General features: G+C 55.3%; 25 protein-coding genes. 17 read left to right on the top strand and 8 right to left on the bottom strand.

Annotated features, from left to right (window positions below; genetic code table 11):
- Positions 1-253: 253 nt before the first annotated feature.
- Genes TBK1r_RS39210 through TBK1r_RS30270 form a run of 3 tightly spaced genes read right to left on the bottom strand, consistent with a single transcriptional unit; the run spans position 254 to position 1,937 of the window.
- Positions 254-412, bottom strand: coding sequence for a hypothetical protein (locus TBK1r_RS39210; protein WP_197455382.1), 159 nt, complete (start codon positions 410-412; stop codon positions 254-256).
- Entirely contained in the window at positions 409-1,149 is a 741-nt protein-coding gene (locus tag TBK1r_RS30265) for a GP88 family protein (RefSeq protein ID WP_145218945.1), read from the bottom strand. Before TBK1r_RS30265 ends, TBK1r_RS39210 begins: the two co-directional genes overlap by 4 nt.
- Positions 1,149-1,937, bottom strand: coding sequence for a JAB domain-containing protein (locus TBK1r_RS30270; RefSeq protein ID WP_419580539.1), 789 nt, complete (start codon positions 1,935-1,937; stop codon positions 1,149-1,151). Before TBK1r_RS30270 ends, TBK1r_RS30265 begins: the two co-directional genes overlap by 1 nt.
- 1,115 nt (positions 1,938-3,052) lie before the next feature.
- Between TBK1r_RS30270 and TBK1r_RS30280 the strand changes: the two genes are divergently transcribed.
- Complete coding sequence (locus tag TBK1r_RS30280; protein ID WP_145218949.1) at positions 3,053-3,595, top strand: hypothetical protein; 543 nt, start codon at positions 3,053-3,055, stop codon at positions 3,593-3,595.
- A 543-nt stretch (positions 3,596-4,138) separates the two neighbouring features.
- On the opposite strand, the gene TBK1r_RS30285 is transcribed toward TBK1r_RS30280, so the two are convergent.
- From TBK1r_RS30285 to TBK1r_RS30295, 3 genes are all read right to left on the bottom strand, one after another.
- The gene (locus TBK1r_RS30285) at positions 4,139-5,242 is read right to left on the bottom strand and encodes an IS110 family RNA-guided transposase (protein ID WP_145207616.1); all 1,104 of its coding nucleotides are present in this window, start codon (positions 5,240-5,242) and stop codon (positions 4,139-4,141) included.
- A gap of 325 nt (positions 5,243-5,567) precedes the next feature.
- Positions 5,568-6,731: an ISAs1 family transposase gene (locus TBK1r_RS30290; RefSeq protein ID WP_145207505.1), complete on the bottom strand. Its 1,164-nt coding sequence runs from the start codon at positions 6,729-6,731 to the stop codon at positions 5,568-5,570.
- 2,153 nt (positions 6,732-8,884) lie between these two features.
- Positions 8,885-10,234, bottom strand: a complete 1,350-nt coding sequence (locus TBK1r_RS30295; protein WP_419580540.1) for an IS110 family RNA-guided transposase — start codon at positions 10,232-10,234, stop codon at positions 8,885-8,887.
- A gap of 183 nt (positions 10,235-10,417) precedes the next feature.
- Here TBK1r_RS30295 and TBK1r_RS39215 point away from each other — a divergent pair, with 183 nt between their 5' ends.
- The 16 genes from TBK1r_RS39215 (at position 10,418) to TBK1r_RS30375 (ending at position 24,233) form a co-directional block, all read left to right on the top strand.
- Positions 10,418-10,798, top strand: coding sequence for a DUF6896 domain-containing protein (locus TBK1r_RS39215; RefSeq protein WP_419580541.1), 381 nt, complete (start codon positions 10,418-10,420; stop codon positions 10,796-10,798).
- Between the two features lie 228 nt (positions 10,799-11,026).
- Positions 11,027-11,593 (top strand): DMP19 family protein, encoded by a 567-nt coding sequence (locus tag TBK1r_RS30300; RefSeq protein WP_145218951.1) that lies wholly within the window; start codon positions 11,027-11,029, stop codon positions 11,591-11,593.
- A 71-nt stretch (positions 11,594-11,664) separates the two neighbouring features.
- Positions 11,665-12,225 (top strand): hypothetical protein, encoded by a 561-nt coding sequence (locus TBK1r_RS30305; RefSeq protein ID WP_145218953.1) that lies wholly within the window; start codon positions 11,665-11,667, stop codon positions 12,223-12,225.
- 618 nt (positions 12,226-12,843) lie between these two features.
- Positions 12,844-13,125 (top strand): hypothetical protein, encoded by a 282-nt coding sequence (locus TBK1r_RS30310; protein WP_145218955.1) that lies wholly within the window; start codon positions 12,844-12,846, stop codon positions 13,123-13,125.
- A gap of 120 nt (positions 13,126-13,245) precedes the next feature.
- Positions 13,246-13,785, top strand: coding sequence for a hypothetical protein (locus TBK1r_RS30315; RefSeq protein WP_145218957.1), 540 nt, complete (start codon positions 13,246-13,248; stop codon positions 13,783-13,785).
- A gap of 653 nt (positions 13,786-14,438) precedes the next feature.
- The gene (locus tag TBK1r_RS30320) at positions 14,439-14,786 is read left to right on the top strand and encodes a hypothetical protein (RefSeq protein ID WP_145218959.1); all 348 of its coding nucleotides are present in this window, start codon (positions 14,439-14,441) and stop codon (positions 14,784-14,786) included.
- A 117-nt stretch (positions 14,787-14,903) separates the two neighbouring features.
- Complete coding sequence (locus TBK1r_RS30325) at positions 14,904-15,275, top strand: hypothetical protein (protein WP_145218961.1); 372 nt, start codon at positions 14,904-14,906, stop codon at positions 15,273-15,275.
- A gap of 678 nt (positions 15,276-15,953) precedes the next feature.
- On the top strand, positions 15,954-16,538 hold the full coding sequence (locus TBK1r_RS30330) for a DUF7738 domain-containing protein (RefSeq protein WP_419580542.1): 585 nt from the start codon (positions 15,954-15,956) through the stop codon (positions 16,536-16,538).
- A gap of 1,093 nt (positions 16,539-17,631) precedes the next feature.
- A complete protein-coding gene (locus tag TBK1r_RS30340) occupies positions 17,632-18,024 on the top strand; it encodes a response regulator (protein ID WP_145218967.1) in 393 nt (130 codons plus the stop codon).
- Positions 18,025-18,317: 293 nt separating this feature from the next.
- Positions 18,318-18,503, top strand: coding sequence for a pentapeptide repeat-containing protein (locus TBK1r_RS39220; RefSeq protein WP_419581603.1), 186 nt, complete (start codon positions 18,318-18,320; stop codon positions 18,501-18,503).
- Positions 18,504-18,648: 145 nt separating this feature from the next.
- A complete protein-coding gene (locus tag TBK1r_RS30350) occupies positions 18,649-19,191 on the top strand; it encodes an SMI1/KNR4 family protein (RefSeq protein WP_145218971.1) in 543 nt (180 codons plus the stop codon).
- A gap of 16 nt (positions 19,192-19,207) precedes the next feature.
- Positions 19,208-19,798 carry a DUF6714 family protein gene (locus tag TBK1r_RS30355; RefSeq protein WP_145218973.1) on the top strand — a complete coding sequence of 197 codons (591 nt, stop codon included), beginning with the start codon at positions 19,208-19,210 and terminating at the stop codon, positions 19,796-19,798.
- Between the two features lie 875 nt (positions 19,799-20,673).
- Complete coding sequence (locus tag TBK1r_RS30360) at positions 20,674-21,636, top strand: IS110 family RNA-guided transposase (protein WP_145210543.1); 963 nt, start codon at positions 20,674-20,676, stop codon at positions 21,634-21,636.
- Between the two features lie 636 nt (positions 21,637-22,272).
- The gene (locus TBK1r_RS30365) at positions 22,273-22,851 is read left to right on the top strand and encodes a hypothetical protein (protein WP_145218975.1); all 579 of its coding nucleotides are present in this window, start codon (positions 22,273-22,275) and stop codon (positions 22,849-22,851) included.
- A 124-nt stretch (positions 22,852-22,975) separates the two neighbouring features.
- Positions 22,976-23,272, top strand: coding sequence for a hypothetical protein (locus TBK1r_RS30370; protein ID WP_419580543.1), 297 nt, complete (start codon positions 22,976-22,978; stop codon positions 23,270-23,272).
- Between the two features lie 190 nt (positions 23,273-23,462).
- A complete protein-coding gene (locus tag TBK1r_RS30375) occupies positions 23,463-24,233 on the top strand; it encodes a vWA domain-containing protein (protein ID WP_419580544.1) in 771 nt (256 codons plus the stop codon).
- A gap of 514 nt (positions 24,234-24,747) precedes the next feature.
- On the opposite strand, the gene TBK1r_RS30380 is transcribed toward TBK1r_RS30375, so the two are convergent.
- Together TBK1r_RS30380 and TBK1r_RS30385 are read right to left on the bottom strand one after the other, a co-directional pair.
- Positions 24,748-25,188, bottom strand: coding sequence for a hypothetical protein (locus tag TBK1r_RS30380; RefSeq protein ID WP_145218979.1), 441 nt, complete (start codon positions 25,186-25,188; stop codon positions 24,748-24,750).
- A gap of 36 nt (positions 25,189-25,224) precedes the next feature.
- A complete protein-coding gene (locus TBK1r_RS30385) occupies positions 25,225-25,701 on the bottom strand; it encodes a hypothetical protein (protein WP_145218981.1) in 477 nt (158 codons plus the stop codon).
- Positions 25,702-25,743 lie beyond the last annotated feature (42 nt).

Genomic DNA, 25,743 nt, shown 5'->3' on the forward strand with positions numbered 1-25,743 from the left:
GCGTACCGGTGGCGGTCCGCGCAGTGGGGGCAACGCTCGCGCAGAATCGCGAGAATCGGCCGCTAACGGCCGCGGCGATTGTGGGGGCGGATGCATGGGACGCGCATAGAAAAACGGGGGAGCGTAGCCGATACGCTCCCCCGTCAACGAAACGAGGGGGCGCATCGGCAACCGATCCAATCGGACCGGAAACCAACACGCCCCCAAGCGCTTGGGGTCTCCCCTATGGTTTGAAGCTAGCCGCGGCTAGCCGTTATTCCTCTTCGTCGTCACCCTCCCGGTAGTTACCGTTGATGGCATCGTCTACGTCGCGCTCCAGCTCTTCAGCTACTTCACGCGTTTCGGGCATCGTTTCGGGCGCGTCGATGATGTGGCGCAGGAACACCGAAACGCGTTGCAGTAGATCTTTCATTGCTCTCTCTTGATTGCGAAACCGTTGCGACGTGCACGCGACTTTGCCGCGTTGGTCCCTTTCAACCGCAGACCGATGACCACGCCGCGGCCGTCGATTGCTGGAATTCGGATGTCGTGCTTGTCCCCGTCGATCACCGGCCATTGTCGGCCATGAATGCGGACCGATTCGGGTAGGTTTCCGATCCGTCCGGATTGCGGATGATAGTCGATGTCGAACACTTGGGCGACATTCCCACCGCGGCGCAAGTAACTTGCGATGGTGGCGGGATGGTGCTTTTCATGCCGGCTAAACGTCAATGCGTAGTTCGCGGGGAGCTCCCCCGCCAAGTAATCGCGAAACCGGGAGCGTATCTTCGTGTAATCGTAGAATTGAACCGTCGGCCATCGCTCGATGAGGTCAAACCATTCTAGATCACTCGCGACGTTCAACCGGATCGCCGGCGTCACGCGTTTACGCTCCGCCAATCGCACAAGATTGACGATATCGCGGTTCAATTGGTCGATGAAAGATCGACGATGGCCGAACAACCATTGCGTGTCGCGCAGCGCCGCGTGGCGTGACGTCGACGAAACACGCAACCCGGCAAACCAGAGGACACACGACGCGGCGCAACCATTCGATGCGCCCGCGCATACGTTGTGCCCGGACAGATTGTGCGGCGCGAGTGTCAATCCGGCTGACAAGTAGGGCAAACCGTTTAGCTTTTCAAGCTTGGCATTGGTGCGTAATAACATTAGGCCGCCTCCCGAATGCTGGTTGCGCTGTCGGCACCGATCACGAGGTGATCTAGGACGTTGATGCCCAACGTTTTGCCGCATTCGGTCAATCGGTCCGTCACCGCGTGATCTTCGCGGCTAGGCGTGGTGTCGCCGGACGGGTGATTGTGAATCAGGATGATGGCCGAAGCGCTCGCAGCGATGGCCGCGCGGAACACTTCCCGCGGGTGCACGAGCGACGCGTCCAACGTCCCGCGGGTGATGCGTACCACGCCGGTCGGTCGGTGTTTCGTGTCTAACGTGACAATCGCGAATTCTTCGCAATCGCAACGGTCCGCGAAATAGTCGCGCAGCAATGCCGGCAGGGTATCGCATGCGATGCGGGTGGATGTGATCGGCGTTTCATAGCGGCCCGACCCCTCTTGAATCTTGGCCAGACGCGTTTCGAACACGGGGAGCGCGTTGGTTGTCTTGTTGCGCTGTCGACGTAGTTCGACGTTCAATAGCACGTTGCGTCGATCCCACGCGGCATAGCCGCGGATTCGGGACGCGTTGTTGGCCGGGGGCGCTTCGGTGATGGCGGGACGTTTGCCGCATGCGGCCGTGTAGGCTGCGATGAACGCGGCCGCGTCGCAATCCTCTTCAAGGTAGGCGACCGAATCGCGGACGTAGCTGCAATGGCTGATGTCATTTTCCAATCGCAGCGCCACGATATCGGCCATCGGGACGCGTAGCCACGCGTGGGACGGGTCGGACAAAAAACGGTAGCGGCGCTTCAAAAGACGCTTTCGGGTATCATCGTTCACGGTTTGCACTCCTAGTAAGTGCGAGCAAGTCACCCGGCTAGCGTTGGCGCGCTTCCGGGTGGCGTTCTTTACACGCCGCGCGGCGTGTTTCCGCGGGCATCATCGGCCGAATCCGGCCCCCGTCAACAACGCCCCACGCCGCGGCAGACGCGGCGAATCCCAAGCAATGCCGGCCATTCCCACCAAGCACCGGACGGGTCCTTCCGAGGGGGCGGGGGTGGCCATCGCGGGTTCCGCCTCGAACACCTCTCGCTGGCACGTGCAAAAAAGATCATCACCACCACCACCACCTTTTGAAATCCGTGACGGCCTGCCCACCTCATGCGATCAGGCACGTCCCCGGTGACGCGTCGGTGTACGCCACTCCAGCGACCAGGCGGACAGAGAAACTCGCCGCGGTTGCTCCAACCTCCGCAGTTTGTAGCTGATAGAGAAGAGCTTCTTTGCGTCGGCGTCCGTTCCCTTGTTCTGCCCCAATCGAGCGAAAACTGAGTCGCCGAGCCGTGCGTCGCCCGCGGGATGACTGGGCATGTATCTCGCTTCGGTTTGCCCTCCTGGACAGCACGAGGCAGGACCACCTCCGAATCGTGCCAGCTCCGAGCTGAATTCACGATGCTATTCAACGGCAGATCGGCCTGGCTGAGAGAATTCATCGTGATGACATGGGCAAAAATCCCAGGGGCGTTCCGGTGCCTCACGAATAGGAACGCAAATGCCCATCCGCCCCAGATGATTTTCTGTGGATGTGGCTGCTACAGGGCGAGTCACTCAGTCGTGCATCCTCTAAAAAAGGGGGCGACGCGATGCCGCCGCAACGACGGCCATCTGCGCCGGATATATCGAGTCGCCGCCAGGCCAACCGGTGCCACACGTCGAATCCCGCCGCACGAAATTCCGGGCGCAGCGGCCACTCACCTGTACCCGGCTCGTATGCCGGTCGAACGCCTGCAGGACATTCCTGGGCACAACTCGCTTGAGTTAACACAACTCAACATTTTGGAGGACGAAACCGCAATCAACGGATCTCACAGCCCATTCGACCCGCTCATGGGCTAGACTAAATATCCGGCGCTCGCGCCGGAGAATTACTAGTTCTGCCGCCCAAGACAACGAAAATGAGATTCTCACTTCGATCAGTGATGGTTGGCGTTGTTGTCGTGTCTTTAGCGATGGCTTGGGTGCGATACAAACTTCCGGTATGGCAAACTCAACGTAAGATCGATTCCGCGTACTATGCCCTGGACGTGAATAATGACGCCGCCATTCGCGCCGGTTCATCGATCATGCTCAATATATCACAGGCAACGTTCGAGTCGCTTGAGCAAACGAAGTTGGTGGGGGCCTGGGTGAACGAACCAAATCGCACGTTGCACCTTGCAGCGCTTTCCAACGACTTCGACGCATCCGAAATTGAGATTCGAACTTTGGGCGGCGACGTGGTTTTCCTGCCAATTCCCGCTGAGCAACTTGCCGAGAGCGAAAAGCGTGAAAGACACACAATCGATCACCGTGTTTCTGTTGCTTTACCCGAAGGCATGAATGCAACGGATTTGTACGACCGAGCAGCTGTTCGCTACCGTGAGTCAGGATACGTGGTTTCAGGTTGGTTTCCAGTGTTCGCAATCTTCACAGCGAATGGCAGAACCATGCGTTCCTGAAAGAGTTTAGGCCTTTCGATTGATTTTCCATGCTTTTTCAACTTGATCGTGAGTGCGGATTCACGATAGGGGCGACAGCACCATCTTGGTGCCTTCGTTGTGGTTCGACTGACAGATGTTGTTGACGCTTTGAACGTCGATGGTTGGATCTGATTTCGGGCAGTTGCGGGTCGTTCTTTTCAGAGCCCTCAGCGTTGAAGACCCAGCGACCGCACCCCATACATTCCTTCGTGGGTCCCATCAATGCGTTTGCAATGATGCCTTGGCACGATCGGCCAAGCACAGATTTTTCGATGCGATCCGCCCACCGCAATCCAAGGCTCCTAATCAGTGCAACGTTCGACTATCAGGCTGTGAAGTGAATCACAACGAGGTCGGATCTACACATGGTTCCGGGCGAATTGGATAGGGTGAGCAACTCGGGTCCACAAGACTTGTCACGGTTGTGTCAAGCAGCAGAGGCCGAGCCGATGCCATCTCTGTTTCAAAGCTTCATGAGGCAAATTCGTGAGGGTGATGTATGAGTTGGGTTGTGAATTAGATTTAAGCTGCACGCTTGTTTCTTGTCTTCAATTGACTTTTACGGCGAGCGATCATGGCGTCGCGGCATTCGGTGTAGGATTGTTTCTCAACGAGCATGTTCCGGATGATCACCGACATCCGTCGCATTACCGCGGTCCGTGCGATACGACTTCCACGACGTGCACGAATCGGCTTGTACCACTGCTTCATGACAGGGTCGCGACGCAACACGTGTTGCGTGACTTGAGCGAGCAACCAACGCGCCATCGTGCTCCCCGTCTTGGTGATATGTCCGCGTCGCCCTTTGGCGTCCCCGCTGTCGCGAACACCGGGAGTCAATCCCCAGTAGTTTGCAAGGCTCTTGCCACGTGGGAAGCGTTTTGCATCACCGATACGACTGGCCAATGCCAGCGCGGAGTAGTATCCACATCCGGGGATGGTGCGAAGCAATTCGACTTCTTCGATTCCCTGACCACGAGATACAATGGTTTCTTCGAGTGACTTCATTCGCGTCGTTAAGCGTTCGAATTCCCCGAGGTGATAGTCCATTTCAGTTCGATCCCACGAAGGTAGTTTGACCGTTTTTAGCCAGGCGATGGCCTTCAACGTCGGGAAGGTTTTGGTCGGCATAGACCACTGCAGGTTGTGACGTCTGAGGATGTGTTTGATTTGATTGGTCGCACGGGTTCGCTGCCTCCCGGCTTGTTGCCGCAGTAAAGTGATGCGTTGGTTCTCGGCATCAATTGGAGAGGCGGCAATGACCTGTCGAACACCTCGAATCGGAATCCGATTGGCGATGCGCTCGCGATTGATCCACAGCAGTTCGCTGAGTGCGTGAGCGTCGCGGCGGTCTGTTTTTACTTTGGGCTTCTTCTCTGGTTGGATCAGAATGACTTCGGTGCATCCGAAGTTTGGCAGGGCCAGGAGCAGCCAATCGTTGAATCCACAGACTTCGACAATCGCGAAATATCCATCTGCTTCGGCCCTGGATTTCAGTCCGTTAAAGAACTCCTCGAATCGTTTGGGCTCCGTGCTGACTTGGCGATTGAGGATGACGTTTCCGTCGGATCCACGAAGTGAAAGAGTGAGTTGCTTTGCGTGTTGATCGATTCCGAGGTACAACATGGGTTCGGTTCTCCGAGAGGGACTTTGTATCAATTTGGGCTCGTGGGCTTAGCTCCCGATCACCCGACTCCCAGCATCTCGGAGAGCCGTTTTTTTGAACACCCAACTCTTTCATCGAAATCGATGCACCGGAGATCGCGAGCGAGCGTTACTCGAACTTGTTGAGTCTTCTGCGCGATCCCGGTGATCGCTACCTTTCCCCCAATGAATGATGGACACTGAATGGTTTGCATCACGTCTAGCGTCGACTGACCGTCGATCGCAATGGTGGGCTGCCGTTCAACTGATGAACGCTGGGCCGGAAGCCACGACGATCGCACCAAAATTAGGCTGCAAACAGGAGTTTCTCGAGGAATTCGCTGTTCCAGCCAGCGATTTTTCGCTTCCGCCTGAGGCTCTTCTTCCGAGTGTCTCGCTTGAGAAGCGTCGTCACAAACCGACGAGCAAAGCTCATGTTCGATGTCGCGTTCTTGGTTCGGAGCCGACTGGAGTCCTCATGAAACACGACATCGAGGACCCAGTGCATGCTCTCTATACTCCAATGGCTACGAGCACAATTTGAGAATTCATGCACCCGCGCCGGTCGGCTCGAAATGTAGTAGCGAACATCGCTTGATTGCCGGTCACCACGAGTCGTGCAAGTATTCGCTTGGCAGATACTTTTTGCTCCTTTCCACTGGTCGGTCAGTTCGCGAAGTGCTTTTGGAATTGGGCAGGTCGCATAGAAGCGTTCCTCTTCACGCGCGGCCTGCTTTCCTGTGGTCGTCATTGCCCGAACACCGTGGGCTGTGAGCCCATCGTTATGGGCCATCTCAAAGTGATCGGCGATGGCAGCACAGAGCTTGGGATGGTTGTCTTTGACAGCGAACAGATAGTCGCCACCTCCCTCGACGATCTTTTCAGCAATCGACTTTTGGCATCCCATGGCATCGAGCGTCACGATCGAATTGCGTAAGTCGATTAGATCGAGCAATTCGGGAATTGCCGTGATTTCGTTGGACTTTGAGTCGACCTCGGTTTGCCCAAGCGTGACACCATTTGCGGTCGCCCAGGCACTGACGATATGAATCGCATCAGATTTCTCCGCATCGGTATAGGATCCGCGCACCGTCTTGCCATCGATCGCAACGTGAACGGGACGATTGTCGTCCTTGCTGGCGTGATCCCAATTAATCTCGCAGAGATGAGCGTGCCATTGAAGCAGCGCCTTCTGAAACTCGGCTGGTTTGATCAGGGACAACACTCGCGTGATGGTATCGTGAGACGGAATGCCGGCATCAAAGTCGGCGAATTTGGATAGCCAATCCAGTTTCTCACCACCGAAGCTTTCGATCTCATCAGGTCCGTCCGCGCCTGCGATGACCGCCGAGACAACCAAAAACAGAATCGAGTTAAGTGGATGGATTGTCCGGCCTGCGACTCGCGGGTCGCCGACCTGATCAAAACACTCGTGAAACACATCGATTTGGGAAGCCATTGCCATCTCCATAACAGGGCAGTGAAAAACCAGTCTGGCTGAATTTATTGGCAGAGGGGTTCACTGAGGCAAGGCTTCGACGAATACTGAAACCAGATTTTGGTGCGATCGTCGTGGGCCGGAAGCGAGCGTCCACCTTTTTCGCCTTCTAGATATCTGCGATGGAATCGACATCGATGCCGAAGTATCGGAACTTGAGCACTGGATCACGTTCTACGCCGCACGCGCATCTGGACGGATTGTCCAGGCGATAGGCTACGACGCTGGCAACCGCCTCCACAAACGTGTGTTCGAGTGGATTGAACGGCTTGCCTTGCACCGAAACCCTGAGCGTGCAATCGGAGGGATTTGGGGACTTGCTGACCTTGGCACGCCACCTCCCGCAACCATCGATCTCCTTGTCGACCTGATTTTAACCGACACACGACGCGACCCGACCGGCGAGCATTCTGCTCGTTCAGTCGCTTTTCGCATGCTTGCGAGAATCGACCGCACGGCTGCGGTACGCTATGCTGACACAGACGCGGGTCGTGAATTTGTCGCGGACGTGCGACGTTGGTCCGAGGCCAATGCAGAGCGTGCCACGGGACCAAACGGCATACTGACCGAAGCCGGTTGGTTGATTTCGGAAATTGGGGAACAATGACAATCGGGATAGGTGTCCGGATCGCTCCGGAACCCCTCCCACACCACCGGACATGCGGGTCCGCATCCGGCGGCCCGAGCACGAGTTTTAAATCTTCGCGTTGCCGCGAAGACTCGGGGCCATTGAATCACGACCAGCGCCGCAAGTGGTTGACCGCCATACGGCGATTTGTCTCCGAAGAGACAACAGCACGAGCTACCCACGATACGTACTTGCTCGTTCCCTTCGGGCCTTCGCGGGCCACAAGGGTCCGCTACGATGCCCTCTGCTGACTTCCAGTCGGCACCGAGTCACTTTCGAATGCACGGCCCTGGCTTTCGGGCAAGCCCTACTCCCAGGTACGCCAACTGGATCTCCCCAGATAAGAACGCAATCTGTCCCTGGCTAAGCTCCCCATTTACCTACGCCCAGAGTTTTTTTAAGGCATCCGCCGGGCTTCCGGTTCGGCTTCGCGGTCAGCAGCCCGCTGGAACGCTTTGGGTCGCGCTGCGACGGGCCTGGAGTCGTCGGCCTCGTATGAGGTTTCTGTTCGTAACAAACGCAGGTCTTGGCGAGAATGTGGTCAACGGCGTGGTTCAGGCTGACACTTACGCACACATTCCTAGGCTTCCTCTCCACGGTCTGTTGCCTCGCCGCAGTTGCCCTCGCCTCGTACTGTCTTTCGTTAGAATTTCATTTGGTATACTGACTCCAAGAAAGAAACCGGAACTAAGTACAGGGGACTTTCACCCCACAAGATCACGCCCATGCTGGGCGTACTGCAACGGAGCGGCGGAGTTGACCTTTTATGTGATGGCTGAATCGTTCGCCGCCGCCCGCTGAACCGTAACGACTATGAAGTCCGACATATGCAAGTGGCGGGTGCCACAATTTTTGGATTTTTAATTCGACATGGTCAGTGGTTCCTTGGGAGTGTCTTCGTTGGTGAGCGTTGAGGGAGTGGCCGCCTCGCGGTGATTCGTCGTGACGTTTCGACAAGGATGTTGATTAAACGACTATTCGAGGTGTGAACGCAATTGAACTTCTCGTAGATCCGCACTCGGCGGACTGCGTTCCCTCAGTGGTCCTTACACGGTTCAACCATCATTGATCGGTGGTGTGATTCCGCGCTGGATGCAGCTTGCCTGGAGGCTTCTTTGACTGGAGGCGTCATTGAGCAGCAAGCTACCTTCCGTCGGTGTGGCACATTCTTTAGGGCGACGTGTCTGAACCCTCTGCCGATTCGCTGCAGCGAATGGCTCCTATTGCGAAGGTCCAGTGTCAACTTGTCTCGGTACTCACACACTCGGGTAGGTCTTCTCCTTGATCGATCGTCTCGGCGAGTCTCGCGGGGGCTCCCCGTCGGCTCGTGATTGGTCTTTGTGGTTGTTGGTGGAACGGGACATGGTGGGTTTGAAAGCGAGGAGGTCCGATTCGTTACGCCGGCATCAAGTTGCCAGTCAGCCGGTACTGGTTGTCCTCGTCGCTCGGTGATTGATAAAGCGAGCAGGGCTGATTCGTTACGCCGATGTCAAACGCATCAGTCACGCGATACTAGCTTTCCTGCTCGCCGTGGCTTGGAACGCGACTTCGTCGCTGACTTGACGGGAGTGGACTTTTTCTTCGGTTTGGTCGCTTGTGGCGTCGCCTTTTCAGTTCGGCTTGAAGGGTTCGATGACGGACGCGTCTTCTTGTTCGTTGGCTTGGCCTTAGAGGTTTGTTTCGCATCTTTGGCTTGACGGGCCTCACGGCGCAGTCGGGCTTTACGTTGGTCGCTGTTCTCCTTGGGTTTCATGTTGAGCAGGGACTCCTTCAGCTTGTCTGGCATTTCGCCATACGACTCGGTGACCTCGACCATCCGTTTCGGTTCCCAGTCCTTTTCGTCACGCAGCATCGCCCAAGCGATCACGGCGATCTTGCGTGCCAGTGCGATTCCGGCCTTCTTTTTGCGGGTCTTTTGTTTGCCGCAGATTCGTTCGTAGATGCCTTTGGCCCATGGATTGTATCGCAGCGATGCCCACGCACACTCGACAAGGATGGTTCTTGCCAGCGGGTTGCCGCGTTTGGTGATCCGGCCGTTGCGATCGGTCTCGCCGGATTGATACTGACGTGGCACGAGCCCGAAGTAGGCGGACACTTGGCGTCCATTTTTGAATCGATGGGGGGCGTCGATACAGGCGACGAGGATCTCTGCGGTCCGCGGTCCGACCCCTGGAATCGTGCGCAGACGCTTGATGCGTTCATCGTTCTTGCCGAGTTCTTCGAGCCTCTTGACGATCGTGTCGAGTTGCTCGGTCAGTGAGTCGAGGATGGTCAACTCGATGTCGAGCTGGCCTTTCCAGAGTTCATCGGGAGTGCAGTCTTGGATCCCTTTGCGGAACGAATCGATGCGTTTTCGTCCGGTGTGCCAGGCCTTGTCTCCTTTGTCGATTTCGATCCCATGGTTGACGAACCACGCGCGAATGGTGTTCTTGGTTTTGTTGATTCGGCCGTCGAGCGTCTTTCGATACTTGACCAGTGATCGGAATTCTCGGTGCTCGGGCGAAGGCATGTGGACGGACTTGAGTTCCCCCATGGCAGCCATACGGGCCAGCTTCAAGGCGTCGTCCTTGTCGGTCTTTCGTTTGACGTTTGCCCAACGCCAGGCTTCTTCATTGGTCGAACAGACGAGTGTGTTTCGCTCGAAGGACTGCGCCAGATCGTTGATCCATCCGGAAGGCCCGCAAGATTCCATGACGACCAGATCGGCCAGCCGGCCTTCGTTTTGGAAGACACTCTGCAGGTGTTCGCGTTTGGTAGGCGTCGTGAGGAACGTTTTCTTTCGAGTTTTTGAATCGTAAACGCAACAAACAGAGTTGAATTTGCCGAGATCAAGGGCGAGAATTTTCATGGTTACTGTGTCCTTGGTTTTGGTGGGTGGAGCGAATGTGACTGGCAGTCGCAAGCTGCCAGAATCACGGGTCCGAGTCGCCAGTTTACAAACAAATGACTCCCGCCCACCAAGCCTCGGACTTACATGGATTCTTTCTGTCGCTAAGGAGACGTTTTCATCGACGGCAACACTATTCGGCAATTGATCGCCGATTGGAACACACATCGGGATGCGGCTGCGGCATTACTTGTGGACCAACTCAAACTTGAATGTCCACGAGACGTGTTGCGTCGGGAACATCGCGGACGACATGACCTCGCAGGAACGGGATGGTCGTACCGAACGCACGGCATAGGCGTTGACGTTACTCGAACAAACGGACATGGCGGGATCGATTTTGATTTCTCCACATTGGATGGACAACTATTCGCACCGCCTGACTTCTGGCGACTCATGCTGTTTGCAAAACGCTCGGTTCACGACCGGACGATTGATTCTGCAAAATACGAACCGATAATTGACGACGCGGAACGATATCGCGACCTGATTGAAGCCGAACTCAAACGGCAATTTACAACGTAACGAACGCGACAGAACAAAGCGGTGAACGGGAGCCGCCGATGACGTAGGTTTTGAAATCATAGTTTTTTGGCGGCGGCCCCGTTACCGCCGCCGTTCTGCCACGAACGATCTGTTGTGAACCAACAGCAGCGAATCCTACTCGTTATCGCGCTGTTCATGTTTTGTGCATGGCTGATACAGTGACGATACGTTACGTTTCAAAGAGACTCCAGCCAAAACACCGACCAAATGGAACTTGGATACAAACCTCCTTTTTTTGAAGAATGGCAACGCAAACATGACGTCTATCCATTTGAATGCTGGACCGACGACGGCTATGACCCATCGCGCTCCAATGTAGCGCGCGACCTTCAACTTCTTGCCGGAATGGATTGCGGCAAGTCCGACATTGACAACGGCGGGTTTCATCAATTCTTTTACAACGGGACCGGGGTTTTAGCGCCGGAGATGGTTGAATGGTGCGAACGGTCGGGGCTCGACGATGTAGCGGACGTTATTCGTCAGGCCATGTCAACGCTAACGGATGGTGACTATCCACGGTCCCGCGAGGATCGACTCACCGCACTAGCACGTTTTACGGTGGGAGGCGACCGAAAACACTGCGACCTGTTCTATCAAGAACACTGCGACCCGTTCGATCAACTGGATGAGAAGTTCTTCGCTTTGCTTTCGAACAACGGTACAAGGTATCATGACGCTGCCAATAGGTGGTTGTGCGAGACTTGCGGCATCACCGAACTTGCCGATCCGCCGAAGGCAGAACCAAGCGATGGACGCGGAGCCGCCGAGCCGTGATTATTGAGGTGGATGATCGTCCGCGGCGGCCCGGTCATCGCAATCGAAATCCGACTTACATGTTGAGCAAAATGGACCGCATCGCATCTTTTACCCTTGTTGCAGTGTTGCCGCTTTGCGTCATTGCCAATGGCTCAGCCGAAGACTCGATGCCGATCTCGGTTACGCAGTTTGGCCGTGCGAATGTTATTGGCTACCTTGGCCACCCGCTGGGGACTGTCGTACGCGTTACCGGCGTGTGCGTGGACGGGAATGTCACCCATGCACGCATCGACGCAAACAAAATCTTGCTCGAAGTTCGTGCTGTAAATGGGACGGTCCTCAAGCGCCCGGTTCGATTTGACCACCCGTATGTTCGTGATCGCTCATCACTTCCGAAGCCGGACACACGGTTTGATTACTTTGTGCATGAGCATGGCGCGTTTTCCGGCTTGGTTGAAATCCCTGCCAATGTCGATTCCAGTCAGCGGGTCGCTGCAAACGACGGCTTTTACTACCATCCGGCACTGACGATCCATTCCAAGAATGGACACGATCGACCACTTGAACCCGCTAACCCTACGCAACGAGTTCTGGACAAAATCCAAAAAATGGGAATGCCGCCAATCTCCGACTCCCCAACTGACGGATAACCAGGAAATGCTCACGAACGGCGAAGTCGAGTTTGCACTGAGTTCATGTCGCTCGTCGCCGTCATGAGATTCCTACCGTTACCCGACTGAGATCGCCACGAATTGAACCCGAATCCATACGAGCCGAATTTCTCGCGTGTCAGCGATGCACCGTCGCTCGTTTGGCGGCTCATCCGCTGGAGGACGATCCCGACACTGGCATTTGGTATGCTGGGTTGCGTCGGACTCATGGCTGGAGTTTGGTGCTCCGCGTATTTTTACTACTGCACCTTCGCGTACGAGCCGCCACTCATCTACCCCGACAACTACAAGCCTCTTGTTCGCTGGCCCGCCTTGATCGCAATTGCTGTCGTTTGCTTGCGCGGCGCTCTTTGCGTGTGGCGCGGACGCTACGTGCTCGGTTCGTTGCTCGCAATTGGATCGTACTTCGCGGCAACGGGACTGTTCTACGCTATCGACAACTTTTGGAGCTAGCACGGACTCGAAAACGGCGGGTAACCATGCGATAATACGGAGCGACGGTGGTCGCCGTTTTTCCAGTGGTTGATTCTCTCGCCGCCGCCCGCATACCGCCGCTGTTCGCCGAATGAAATTGCTTGGCCGAATCCGCTTCATCGCATGCCGCACAACGAAGAACTCGTCGCCTTTTCGATCTATATTGTTTTTAGCGGGTTGGCCGTTCCGCTGGTCGCAAAACTGAACGTTGCGTATCCCAATGCTTCAGCGATACTTCTCGTCTTAATCGCCACGCCAATGCCTTTCTGGGTTGCAGCAATCCGATACAACATTCACGAGAGGTTGTTTTCCGCGTTGAGATGGCACTTGATGGCATTGGTCGCCGGAGTGCTGATCGCGATCCTCGGCATTGCATTACTGGCACTTTGCAACCACGTGGTCTAAACACTGCGTCCGTGATCAACCAGTTCTTGATTGCATGCGACGGCATGAATTAAGATTGATGTCATCGGGTGGACAGATCGACACGACAAGTCTCGGCGAACAACGGGTGCCACTGAAATCATGACTCCGCTCGACGTCTCAACGATACTTGGCAACAAAACTCGTCCGTGGTTTCACGTTTGCCAATTGAGCATTGACCGACAGGCCGCAGCAGACTTCTTCGATGTCGATGCCGTTGTTGCAGACGAACCCGGATTAGGTGATGGCGACTATTGGGCCGTCAAATTTGACTGCGGACTCAAACTTGCATTCGAGTTTTTTCACTGGGGCAAAGGTGGATCGGTGTTTGCGGACCTTCCCTGTTCCCAACATGCTCGCCGCCATTTACGTCACTGGGACTCTGAACTCGTTGACGTGCCTCGTGACATGCAAGAGCCTGATCGTGGCGCGATGATCGAGCGGTTCGCCGGCGAAATGCCAGAGCTGCTTGAACTTGATGCCTTTCAAGTTTGGCGACAGGGTGACGATGGCAATCAGGTGAAGATTGGTATGCCGACAACCAAGCGCGACGCAGATTGTTGGGTCGCGGAACTTGAATCACACCACCACAAACAGATATACTGGGTTTCCCGTGCGTCAGCGCTTCAACGTGACGCATAAGAGGGCAGAACAATGCCGTGCACACGGAGCACGGCTTGCAAGGTTTCACAAATGGAAAGTCGTCTCCCAGTGCCCGGTGACGGCTGCCGTTCCCGACTGAAGCATTTTCAAACCGCCAACCGAGGCTGAGCCATTCCACGACCATCGCCTTATGCTCGCCAGATGGGCGCGTCGATTCTCAAACTCGTCGTGCTGTTCGACAAGTGTGCTCCTGACCCAGACATTCAATCCGACCTCAAGGCGATTGTTACGGACTACAACCGTTGGCCAACCGCTCATGCATATCGCGACATCGTTCGCGCTCGAATGTTACGCACAAAGGACGACGCAAAACTCGCACACTATTCATTTGCCGAATCGTGCCTCGAATCGGTGTACAACGAAACGAACCCGGTTGATCCGTTTGATTCAGTCGCGCCGTTCTGGGTAGTGCCGTCTGCAGCTTCACTTGCTAGACTCGTAGGTGTCTCGACCGATGCAGTCCTTCGTGCTGTCTAACGCACTACGCTAGGAAATCACGGGGAACCATCGGTTGCAACGGCGGCCGCGAGTTGACGTTCTTGAAGCGGAAAGTCGCTCGCGTGGCCCAGCTGAACCGCACCGTTACCCCTGCGTATTGCGTTCCGGCAAACGCAACCGCTCACCTTCCTCCAATGACAATCATTTGCTGCCAGATTCAGATTGATCGGCTGTCCTTCATGACCGAGAAGGACATCACGGACATCTGCGGCAAAATAGAGGGCAGTTGGCCGGAAACGATTTCGTACGAATCGGGCAATGACGATGGGCGATACGTCAATTTATTCGCAACAACATCTGACCGCGTCATGACATGGGATCGGATTCGTGCGCAAATGATCGAATCAAAACTTCCCGGAGGCGAACTGCGGGACGCGATGATTGTTACAATGACCGGAGATGAGGGTTGGGACGACTACCTTCTCCTGCACCATTTTGACCGAGCTGAACATCTCGACACGCTCGAACAACGATTGGGGTAATAATCGCGTGCACCCGAGTACGCGAGTCGGGCGGTCTTGAGGTTGAAAAACTTTCGCGCATACCGGGTGACGCGGTCGTTATCGCAATTAGAAATCCGGTACTTCCCGGCAAAGCCAATGCTTTCGCAAGATGATCGAGACGAGCTTGACTTCGACAAGATCGGTCCAGTACTCGAATCCTTGGTCGGTTCCGATCGGGTCACCGATGCCGAACGCCGAGCGATTGATCTGTGCGCGCGAGCAGCTGTTGATTTTATGCACGCTAAGCACAGCGTGACGATGGATGCGTTCTACGCACGCAACGACATCCAACAACATGCCGCGAAATCCAAGTCGGATTGGCTGAACCGTCACCAAAATGCGAAGGCAGGTGAAATGGCCTTTATTGCGACGAAATGGTACGTTACTTCCTACGACCCCGACGGACGTCTTCAGCTGACGGAAGTTGCTGACGCTTGGTGGCCCGAAGGGATTGACGAGAGGCGATAAACACGCCATCCACCGAAGCTCGCGAGTCGGCGTTGCCGAAGTGTCGGATCTGCCGCGCGATCTCGGTGACGGGTACAGTTCGCCGACTGAATGCCAGAATTCGATGTTTGTGCCTGATTCGAACAACGCTATGTTGTCGTGGACTGTTTCGGGTATTTTTTTATACGTGGGAGAATCAAATGGCAGGGCGTAGACTTTTGGTTGTTGGCGTCGTTGGCGCGGTTGCGTTGGTATTGGGATCTGTCGGAATTGCTGAACAGTCATCCGATGCCGCAGACCGGCAGGCAGAAACGCTCGTTACGAGATCGTATCGGACGGCTGACCTGCCGATTTGGATGGAGGGTGGTAAAGGATACGACCACTCCATTTTGATCGCGTTGATCAAAGCAAGCATCGACGAAGACGCATGGGATGACTCTCACACCATCGCCCCATACCCCCAGAATGTTTCGCTTGTCGTATCGACGACCAGCGAGAATCATGATGTCATCGCCAAAACGCTCGACCAACTTCGACTCGATCGATTTAAACGAAGTCCAGAATTCAAACGTTCCGCTAGATAGCGGCGAACTAGGCGATGTACGGGAGTTGCGGGCGACGTTGTTTGACTCGTTCCCGACTTCTGGCCACAACTCCGTGATCGCAATTCGTTCTGCTCAGTAGATGAGTTTCAACCGAATGTCGAAATTTTGCGAGGTGGTCATCGACCGAAATGCTGTCACGATCAATGGACGTTCACTTGCTAACGCGGTCCCGATTGACTCGTTCGAAGACTTTTTGGGAAAACCAAATCGAACTGGTTCATCGATTGGGCTCGCATACGTATTTGGTCACTACGGCGAGGCACATCTCTACGACGACATTGGTTTATTGATGCTCGAACATCACGAGACCGCTCTGATCACTTCCATCGAACTGTGCGGCGAGGATCCAGATGGTATTCAAACGACTAAGACGCCGTTCAGCGGTAAACTGACCATCGGTGGCATTCCCATTCGAATTGGAGATCCGGTGGGACTCTTGGACAATTCGGAGATTCACTTCTCAACACGCCTTCCACAGATCCCGTTCGCCGATGTTCGATCGTCTGAGAAAGGTGGATTTACAATTGGAGTGTCGATTCGGCCACGAGGGTCGATTCGACAATCGACCCATCCGCGCTCGGATGGTAGCGTCGCCATTGGAAGCGTCTTGTTGATGCTGCACCATCCATCAAAGCTCGATCGAGCAGGACCAAAGGATGCGCGTGAGTCGCCGAGTTAAGTTTAATACAGTGGAACGTCGTTTGCGGCGACCACGTGATCCCAAGAGTTCGCCGCAGAAAAGCCCACCCCCAACATTCAATGGAACACCAATCGGCAATTCGATCACGAATCGTACGATACAGTCTCAGGACTCTGGTCGTATTAGTTGCCGTTGCGGCCCTGCTATTCGCGATAGCGCAGCCATTTTACGATTGGCTCAATTCGACTCCGCTTTCACAGTCGGTTGCGCTATTCAACGACCAAGTTGCGTCGGGCCAAACGGCAAAGAATCGTCCGCTCACTGAGGAGACGGTTCACGCAGCAATCGAGTCTGAACTTGCTCGTCGTGAAATGCCGGATGATGTTTCCGCGATCCTTGAGAAGATATCGAAACGGCACCGACTTCCACGAAACGTTAGCTTGACGCACGACATTTACTACAAGGGCTCAACTCCTGGAAATCCACCAATTGAGGTACTTGATGTATCCTTGGTGATCTCGAGCGAGCCGAGTGAGCAGTACTCTATCCCCATATGCGAGATTGAGAACGGCATGCTTGGCGAATAACCGGCACGGGGAACCATGGGTCCCGGGATAGGGGTCCGGATCGCTCCGGAACCCCTCCCACACCACCGGACATGCGGGTCCGCATCCGGCGGCCCGAGCACGAGTTATAAATCTCCGCGTTGCCGCGAAGACTGGTCAGCAGCCCGCTGGAACGCATTGGGCCGCTCTGCGACGGGCCTGGAGTCGTCGGCCTCACATGAGGTTTCTGTTCGTAACAAACGCAGGTCTTGGCGAGAATGTGGTCAGCGGCGTGATTCAGGTTGACACTTGGGCACACATTCCTAGGCTTCCTCTCCACGGTCTGTTGCCTCGCCGCAGTTGCCCTCGCCTCGTACTGTCTTTCGTTAGAATTTCATTTGGTATACTGACTCCAAGAAAGAAACCGGAACTAAGTACAGGGGACTTTCACCCCACAAGATCACGCCCATGTTGGGCGTACTGCACAACGAGTCGCCGAGTCGGCGAGTCGTGGTTGTTGAAGTGGAGGATTGCGCGCGGCGACCGCCTGATCCGCACCGTTACGCCTACGATCGTTGCTCTCCGCTATGGCTGAGTCGATAGCCAGTCCATCACGAATATTGATCGCCGGGTGTTCCGAATCGGAGGTCGAGTTTGTTGCCGATGCCACGTCATCTCGTAACCGAATCATCGAGACTGCCAAATCCGGTGCTGAGTGCCTATCGCAATTACAACGTTTCCAACCGCATCTCGTACTGATAGACACCGCCATCACTGGACCGGACGCTTTTCAACTCTGTCATCACATCAAATGCGACCACACTGCGATGGTTGTAATCGTAACGACGGTGACCGCACTTGGGGACATCGAGCGCGGAATCGATGCAGGGACGGACGACTTTCTATCGAAACCGCTGAAGAGAACGGAACTGCTGCCGCGTGTGGAAGGTCTTCTCACGCTGCGTGGAAATGAACGTTGACGCACACGTGCAACCAAACGAAAATTCGGCGTAACCATGCGATGATACCGAGCGGCGGTGGTCACCGTTTTCGCAATGGTCGAGTCGCTCGCCGCCGCCCGCATATCGCTACCGTTCGCCGACAGACCGTCATGCCCAGCTCTATCACGATGCAGAACAGCGCGGACAACATGGACGTGGTCGCCCATGACCAAACGTTTGTTGATTGCATTGCCGAGGGATCGCACTTCGAGAGTGCAACGCTTACTCGTATCACGTTCACCCGCTGTGACTTGTACTGGGCATCATTCTTCATGGCACAACTCACTGATGTGACATTCGACCGTTGCGATCTTCGCGGGTCCGACTTCAAAGACGCCACGATGCGTGACTGCCGATTTCTCAACTGCGACGTTGGGACTGATGCACTTGGGGGGCATACGGAATTTGGCGACACCGACCTCTCTACGGTAAAATTTGTGAATTGCCGTGGGCGTTGATCCAGAGAGAATGCGTCAATGCAGACCGGAGTCGAGCGGGGAACCATCCCGTGCACCGGAGCCGGGCTTGCAAGTTTTTACGAATGGACACTCAGCTTTCCCGGCCCGGTGACGGGCACCGTTCCCATTGGAGTGTTTCCGCTGAATGAATGAATCGGACGTCAAACGAATCGAGGGTCAGTTCGAGTTTTCATTGCCGTCTGACTATCGCCACTTGCTTCTACATTTCCCCGTTCGCTTTAGCGCGGGAACAACGGATCAACCGCTGTGGGACAATGCTGATGCACTCATAGCGCGTAATCAGGAACTCCGCACCGAACGAAAAAGCCTGGGTGTCACCTGCCAGCCGCTTCCCGAAAACTACTTCTTGATCGGCGAGGATGGCGCTGGGTGGCAGTTTTTGATCGACGTTTGCGATGATCGATGCGTGGTCCACATCATGGAGTTTGAGCGTGTCGACCAAATCGGACCATCACTTGGAGACGACGGCCAACCTGAACGCATCGCTGATTGGCTACACAAATACCTGCTTGATCTGAAGAATGACGGGATTGACATCACATCATCAACGGCTCCTGAATACAAAATGGGTTGGGGGTGTATACTTGGGGGACTGGGATTCTGCCTTCTCTTGGCTCTCGTGATCTCGCTAATGGCAGCCGGTATCGAGTCGCTCACAGGTCGATAGGAGGGAGGGCAATCGGATGCACGACGAGTCGCCGAGTCGTAGTTATCGAAGTGGAGAATCGCGCCGACCGCGCGATCCGTGCCGTTACCCGACCGGAGAAAAACAACTGCGACGCTGGCTGATCGATTACATTGCACACGCTTTTCGCGAGGTCCAGCTTGGCGATGGCATGACGATTTATACTGGTGAATCGCACGACCGCTATGGTGACGTGGGCGAGGATCGCAAGTCATTGTCAGCTGAACGCGCTGACTGGCGACGGGTCCCAACCTCTGATCTTCTCGAACGTCACTGTGCGCTTAGCTTTCTCGATGCCGAGGGGCTTCGCTTCTACACCCCGGCGATCATGACGATCATCATCGGTGACGCCGATCCAAAGGGTCTATTGACTGAAGCATTCCTGTTTCATCTACACGACGTCCGTGCTTCTTGCAAAGTCCGTGAGGTTCTTTTCTGCGTGCTCTACAATCAAGCTCAACGCTCCGCGATTATTCGGTTCGTCAAATACTCGGTACACAACACGCCCGGCGGCGGAATCGACCCCGCGATGCGAAAGACACTCGACAAGTTACCGCGTTGTTGTTCCGAGCGTCACGATCGCGGGTAACCATCACGTGAACCGAAGGACGGCTTGCGCGATTACTCGAATGGAAAATCAACCGACCGCCCTCGGCGACGGCTACCGTTCTCCGACCTATTCACTATGGAGCTTGAATTGCCTGCCAACCCGTACGCACCGAGCGCAACTTGCGATTCTGTGGTTGCGAGTATGGCAATCTGGCATCGTTTCCTCATCACGACCTCATGTCTCATCGGTTGCATCGCGTGCCTGATCGCGTGCTATTATGTTCCGCTTATCTGGGATGCAGTTGTCAACGGCACTCCTGTGTATGGACCCAGTGGAATCACCCGTTTGTCTCCAATGGAGTTCCTTGCACCTCCAGCAGGTTGGTTGGGACTTGGGCTCTCATGGGTTGGTGCCGCGAAGCTCTATCAGGAAAAACGATGGGTGCTGGCTATCGCGTTCAACACTGGGGGCTTACTCTTGCCAATTATGATGGGATCAGTTCGATGACCGGTCAAAACGAGGTGGAATCTGGCCATCGCGGATAACCAGTAAGGATTTAGGGCGAAATTTGGTGCCGCCCACCAAACCGGGACGGCAACGAAGACCAACGCTCCCGCTAGCAAGTCAGCAGGCGGGCCCTACAGATGACACGTGGTGGGTAGTGTCTTGGAAACGGCGGCTCGACTTCGCTGTCCACGATTGAATTCGTTTTCAAGCTGGGCTTACGCGTGAGCCATGATTCGAAAAGTGCCTGCCGGTTAGCTGCCGGCAGGCACGCGGACTCGGTAGATCGTTGTGGGTAGACACCCGATGTCGTGTGCCATCTAGATCGCCGGTCCGTTTCGTTCTCAGCCCGAACAGCCGAGGGAGCCACCGACAAGTGTGAGCTCGCACTACTATCCAGGGACCAAACGATGACGACAGTTTACAAAAGATTCATTGGGGTTGACGTCGCAAGCCGCAAACTTGATCTCTTCGATTCGGTGGCAAAAGTACATCAAACGATCGATAACACACCGGAAGCAATCAACGCGTGGATCAAACTTCTCCGCCGCAAGCGTGCCAAGACAATCGTGGTGATGGAAGCCACCGGAGGCTACGAAAGCAATCTGGTGGACGCTTTGCACGAAGCCGACACGGATTGTTGCGTGTGCAACCCCGCGCAGGTGCGATCGTTCGCCAAAGGGATCGGACTGATCGAAAAGAACGATCCGATCGACGCCAGAATGATCGCCCGGTTTGGTGAGGTCGTCACGCCAAAGTTGCGTGAGAAACCTTCTCCCGAAGAACGCAAGCTCAAGGCGCTGGTGCATCGACGTGATCAAATTCTCTCGCAACAGTCGGCCGAACGGAACCGCCTTGCCCAAGCCCGCGACGAGGAAGTGCGTGAAGTCATCCAGGAAGCGTTGGACTTCTATAAACGGCAAATCGCGGGGATTGAGAAGAAAATTGCCGCGTTGATCGATGCCAGCCAACCCCTGTCAGAGCGAGCAGCGCTACTCGCTTCGTGCCCCGGTGTCGGCACCGCAACGGTCGCGATGTTTCTGGCCGAGCTCCCCGAACTAGGCTCGCTCAACCGCGGCCAAATTGCCAAGCTCGTTGGCGTCGCGCCGATCGTCCGTGATAGCGGCCAAAAGGAAGGCAAACGCAGCACGTTTGCCGGTCGCTCCCTGGTCCGCAAAGTGCTTTACATGGCCGCTTTGGTTGCCACGCGACACAATTCGATCATGAAAGCGTTCTACCAACGCCTGCTGGCCAAAGGCAAGCCGCCGAAGGTGGCGATCGTGGCGGTGATGCGAAAGCTCTTGGTAACGCTGAATGTCATGGTGCGCGAAGGAACGCCTTGGCGTGAATCCACTCTCGCGCCTGCGGGGTAGGCCTCTGGGGCAACACTGGCATCGGTCCGACATGGCAAAGTCCCACATGCATACGTGTCGCATCTGAAGTCACTCATCCCCTTCATACAACAAGACGTTTGGTGAGCCCCTTTCGCGTCGCCGTCACATTGGCCTGCGCAAGCAGATGAGGCCGATGTGACGGCGATGCGGAATGGGGCGGCCCATTTCGTTGAGTCCCGAACGAGCGTCAGCCCCCCTCAATACCACCCTGAGCTGAATCTCACCAACCAGAGCCAAAGATGCAAAACCAAGAAAACTTCCGGGCGAGCCATCACTCGCCATTGACAGAAACTAAGACAGCCGATGGCACGATTCATCCGGCCAAAGCCGGGCCACCGGTCCGCCACGATTTTCCGCCGCAAAACGGACAGAATCTCAATCAACGATCGCTTGATTGAGGTCTAGTACTTTTTCGATCAGAGTGGTCATTTGGTATACTGAGCTCCTTGAGATCCCCAGTCTCGTACAGGGGACTTGCACCCCATTTCAATCACGCCCATGTCGGGCGTACCCATGCGGTGAACGGGAGCCGCCGATGACGCGGGACTTAAAATCATAGTTTTTTGGCGGCGGTCCCGTTACCGCTGCCGTTCTGCGATTGAAAGTGAGCCACGATTGAACAACGCACCACGTGGCATCAGCCGAGCTGAAAACGTTCTTGCGTTGCTGGCTTATGGTAGCTCGTCACCTCCATTTGCTCGCCTGATGTTTGCCGCATTTGATGATGGCACGATCATTTGGGCCCGCAACAGGATTTCGGGTGGGGCACCGTATTTCACTGCGAACCTTGGCTGTGGGCCCCTTGCTCGTGTACTTGATCGACTTGAGAGTGACGGCCTGTTTTCCGATCTTCACCTCGTAGGCGGTGCCGTCCCCGGTTCTGAATGCTCTTGTTTCGTCGTTCACAAAGACGGAAACTCGTTTGAGTTCGAGTCGTGCCACGAACAATTTGAGGAGTCAGGGGTTTGTCTCGCGGAACACGATGCAATCACTCCGGTTGGGAACCGTCAGCGTTTCGACGTCCTGGCTCGGCAGCCACACGGTTACATCTTTTCGCGCATGATTTGGCTTGAGCTACGCCGCATCATCGAATCATTGATTCCTGATACTGGTCATCGTTGCGATGGAGGACTTGAGATGCTCGGCGGCGAGTTTTGCTGGTCGCCCCATAAACAAGAGAACGCAGAGCCATGAATTGCACGGGAACACGAGAGTCGTGCTCAATGGTCTGCCGGTGTGTCTTTCGCCCGTTCCCCGTGAATTCTACCGTTCCCAGACTGAATCAATGTCGCTTCAGCCATACGCACCACCGAACTTGATGGTTGCTGATCCGTCGCCACCCAAGAAGCGTTCAGCCAAAATCGGTAAGGTGCTGACTTTGGTGTCGGCTGCTGCCTACCTTCTAGGTGCGGCTACGTTTGTCGCGGTATTGCTTCGGCATTCAGGTGGCGGGATTGCATCGCTTGGGCCGGCCATCACCGCATGGCTATTTGCACTAGCCTGCTTGGCTCTGTCATTCACGTTATCGCTAGTTGCAACGTACTGGTTTCGCCCATCTATACTGATGCTGGTTTTTCAGCTTCCCGCTGCATACATTCTGCTGTTCATTGATTGATTGCTTTTGCAGGCTTTCGTTGCCCTCAGTATGGTGGTGTTGATGTCGATCATCGTGGTCGGCGTTTCTCCCCTGGGCATGATTTAATGCCACCCACCAAGCCGGGCAGGCAACGAAGACCAACGCTCCCTCCAGCAACTCAGCAGGCGGGACGCACAGATCACACGTGGTGGGTGGCACAATTCATTCATTGGCTGATGCAGACGTGATCCGTCGCTCACGCCAGCTCCTGTGCCAAATCCTTGTGGCCTACTTGAACGCTTCGGACGAGGTTCCGCAGAAGATCAAGGCATCGCTGCACCAGGCGGCCGAGATCGCATGCGGCAACGTGCCGGATTTGCCGGGTCCGGTGGTGATCGGTCTCGACACGTCGGGTTCGATGGGATGCCCGGCAACGGGAAACCGTGGTCGGGGCGGAACGACGAAGATGCGTTGCGTCGACGTCGCGGCACTGTTCGCGGCAGCGATCCTGCGTCGCAACCCGGGCATCGTCGTGATTCCATTCGATACTCGATCCTACCAGGCCAAGATCGATCCGAGTGATTCGATCCTGAGTCTGTCGGCGCGGTTGTCGAAGTACGGGGGCGATGGAACGGACTGTTCGTTGCCGGTAATTGAAGCCAACAGGCGTTACACCAAGCGTGCGTTTGCCGGCATCGTCCTGGTCAGCGACAACCAGAGTTGGATCAACTCGGGCCGCGCCTTTGGCTACGGCCAGGGCGGATCGCCGGGCGTGATGACGGAGTGGGAGAAGTTCAAGAAGGCGCAGCAAAAGAACGGCATCGCCGATCCAAAGCTGGTCTGCATCGACATCGTCCCCTACGGCAACACTCGATCCCCCGACCGCCTGGGCACCCTGAATGTCGGAGGCTTCAGCGACGCCGCGTTCAACATGGTCAACTCGTACCTGTCAAACGACCAGATACGCTTCGTCCGCGAAATGGAAAGCAGCGAACTGTAAGACCTGTGCCATCCCCAAGGCGAACCAAATGAGACGCCCGCGGCGGAGCAATCGATCGCGGGCGAGTTCGATAGTATTCATCGAAGAATGCCCAGCCTGCCGGTCATCTGTTAGCGCTGTGACTTCAGCGATGGAGCAACCTTCTAGCTTCTGTGACAAACCCGATTGAAGGACCAGCGAAGAACGTGCGACACGGTGCACGGAGGACGCTCCGGCGTCGGCCACCGGAGCACGGAAACAGCCTCCTCCCTAAAGAAGCAGCAGTCGCCGGCAAATTTCGAGCAGCCGATTTCTTTCCAGATCTGCGTATTCGGTAGCGCACAACCGTCGCGGCGAGCTGGCAATCTTGAAAAACCGCGTTAACAGTGTCGACCCGCGATGAGAGTAGGCTGGTCGCAGTTACGTGGCGATATTCGTGTTGGCTCGCGGCCGGATCTTCGTTCCTCGGCCACGAGCTTCAAATCCCTAAGCCTCCTTCAGCCTCGCTACTTCTGCCTATACAAATCTGAATTCCTCATCGGACAATGTCAGGCTCCGAGATGCCGTATTTCAGTCGGCGAAGTGCGAGTGCTCTTTCGCCGCCATCAAGAATATCGACAACATGTGAGGTAATTTTAGATTCCTCTCCGGAGAGAAACCCACGTTCGAGAACTCCACCTTGATCGCCTTTTCCCTCAAAGGTGACAATGTGATCCGCATCACTCAAAACAACAAGATTTGCGTTGTGCGACGTCAGTACGATTTGCCTACTTCTTTTGTCCTCGAGCAATACAGGGGATATAGAGGAAGCTATGTGCCGGTTATCCAAGTTGTCCTCTGGCTGATCTACAACCAAGGGGCCCTCACGCAATTTTAGCAAAACCGGGAAGAACGCTGTACAGCGTTGACCTGCGGATAGCTGGTCGATCGGTTTCTCTGCACCATCAGGGCCGTTCGCCCGAAAGAAAATGTGCAAATCGTCATCTTCGACATTGTCAATGAAGTAGCTGAATTATGGCGACTGAAGAAACACGGGATAGTCGTTCGCAAGGTCGTCAAGTAGCAGTTCGTAACGGCCTTTCATTTTGCGGTACAACAGTCGTTCGGTCGAATCCGTCGCTAATTCAGTAAATGCCTTCCATCCATCAGGATGCGTGCTCTGGAAGGTCGAGTACGGCGATTGTGAATATTGCGACAAGGATAACCTTACTCCAAATTCTTGCAGCCGGTCTGAAAACTCCGCTACTCGCTTTCCGCGAAGCTCGCTTCGTGCCTCAACTTTTGCTGCCGCCGAGTCGCAAAGGCCGATCAGCTCTCGAACGAGCTGCTCAGTCTCGATTTTCAGCGTCGCCAACTGTGCTTCGAGAACTGGAAGTTGCTTTGTCTCTTCCATTACTCGGCGGTGAGACTCCAGCAGATTTTGTTGTTCCGGGGTGAGCTTTCCAATCTCCGATCTGTAATGCTGAGCAAACTGCTCGAATGCAGTCAAGGCTGGGTGCTTAGCCTGTTCTAGACCTCAATCAAGCGAACG

The organism is Stieleria magnilauensis, from assembly GCA_007753675.1.
Taxonomy (GTDB): Bacteria; Planctomycetota; Planctomycetia; order Pirellulales; family Pirellulaceae; genus Stieleria; species Stieleria magnilauensis.

Coding starts and splice junctions, on each gene's coding strand:
- TBK1r_RS39210 (WP_197455382.1), bottom strand. CDS start 412: ATGAAAGATCTACTGCAACGCGTTTCGGTGTTCCTGCGCCACATCATC.
- TBK1r_RS30265 (WP_145218945.1), bottom strand. CDS start 1,149: ATGTTATTACGCACCAATGCCAAGCTTGAAAAGCTAAACGGTTTGCCC.
- TBK1r_RS30280 (WP_145218949.1), top strand. CDS start 3,053: ATGAGATTCTCACTTCGATCAGTGATGGTTGGCGTTGTTGTCGTGTCT.
- TBK1r_RS30285 (WP_145207616.1), bottom strand. CDS start 5,242: ATGTTGTACCTCGGAATCGATCAACACGCAAAGCAACTCACTCTTTCA.
- TBK1r_RS30290 (WP_145207505.1), bottom strand. CDS start 6,731: ATGGAGATGGCAATGGCTTCCCAAATCGATGTGTTTCACGAGTGTTTT.
- TBK1r_RS30295 (WP_419580540.1), bottom strand. CDS start 10,234: ATGAAAATTCTCGCCCTTGATCTCGGCAAATTCAACTCTGTTTGTTGC.
- TBK1r_RS30300 (WP_145218951.1), top strand. CDS start 11,027: ATGGAACTTGGATACAAACCTCCTTTTTTTGAAGAATGGCAACGCAAA.
- TBK1r_RS30305 (WP_145218953.1), top strand. CDS start 11,665: ATGGACCGCATCGCATCTTTTACCCTTGTTGCAGTGTTGCCGCTTTGC.
- TBK1r_RS30310 (WP_145218955.1), top strand. CDS start 12,844: ATGCCGCACAACGAAGAACTCGTCGCCTTTTCGATCTATATTGTTTTT.
- TBK1r_RS30315 (WP_145218957.1), top strand. CDS start 13,246: ATGACTCCGCTCGACGTCTCAACGATACTTGGCAACAAAACTCGTCCG.
- TBK1r_RS30320 (WP_145218959.1), top strand. CDS start 14,439: ATGACAATCATTTGCTGCCAGATTCAGATTGATCGGCTGTCCTTCATG.
- TBK1r_RS30325 (WP_145218961.1), top strand. CDS start 14,904: ATGCTTTCGCAAGATGATCGAGACGAGCTTGACTTCGACAAGATCGGT.
- TBK1r_RS30330 (WP_419580542.1), top strand. CDS start 15,954: ATGTCGAAATTTTGCGAGGTGGTCATCGACCGAAATGCTGTCACGATC.
- TBK1r_RS30340 (WP_145218967.1), top strand. CDS start 17,632: ATGGCTGAGTCGATAGCCAGTCCATCACGAATATTGATCGCCGGGTGT.
- TBK1r_RS39220 (WP_419581603.1), top strand. CDS start 18,318: ATGGCACAACTCACTGATGTGACATTCGACCGTTGCGATCTTCGCGGG.
- TBK1r_RS30350 (WP_145218971.1), top strand. CDS start 18,649: ATGAATGAATCGGACGTCAAACGAATCGAGGGTCAGTTCGAGTTTTCA.
- TBK1r_RS30355 (WP_145218973.1), top strand. CDS start 19,208: ATGCACGACGAGTCGCCGAGTCGTAGTTATCGAAGTGGAGAATCGCGC.
- TBK1r_RS30360 (WP_145210543.1), top strand. CDS start 20,674: ATGACGACAGTTTACAAAAGATTCATTGGGGTTGACGTCGCAAGCCGC.
- TBK1r_RS30370 (WP_419580543.1), top strand. CDS start 22,976: ATGGTTGCTGATCCGTCGCCACCCAAGAAGCGTTCAGCCAAAATCGGT.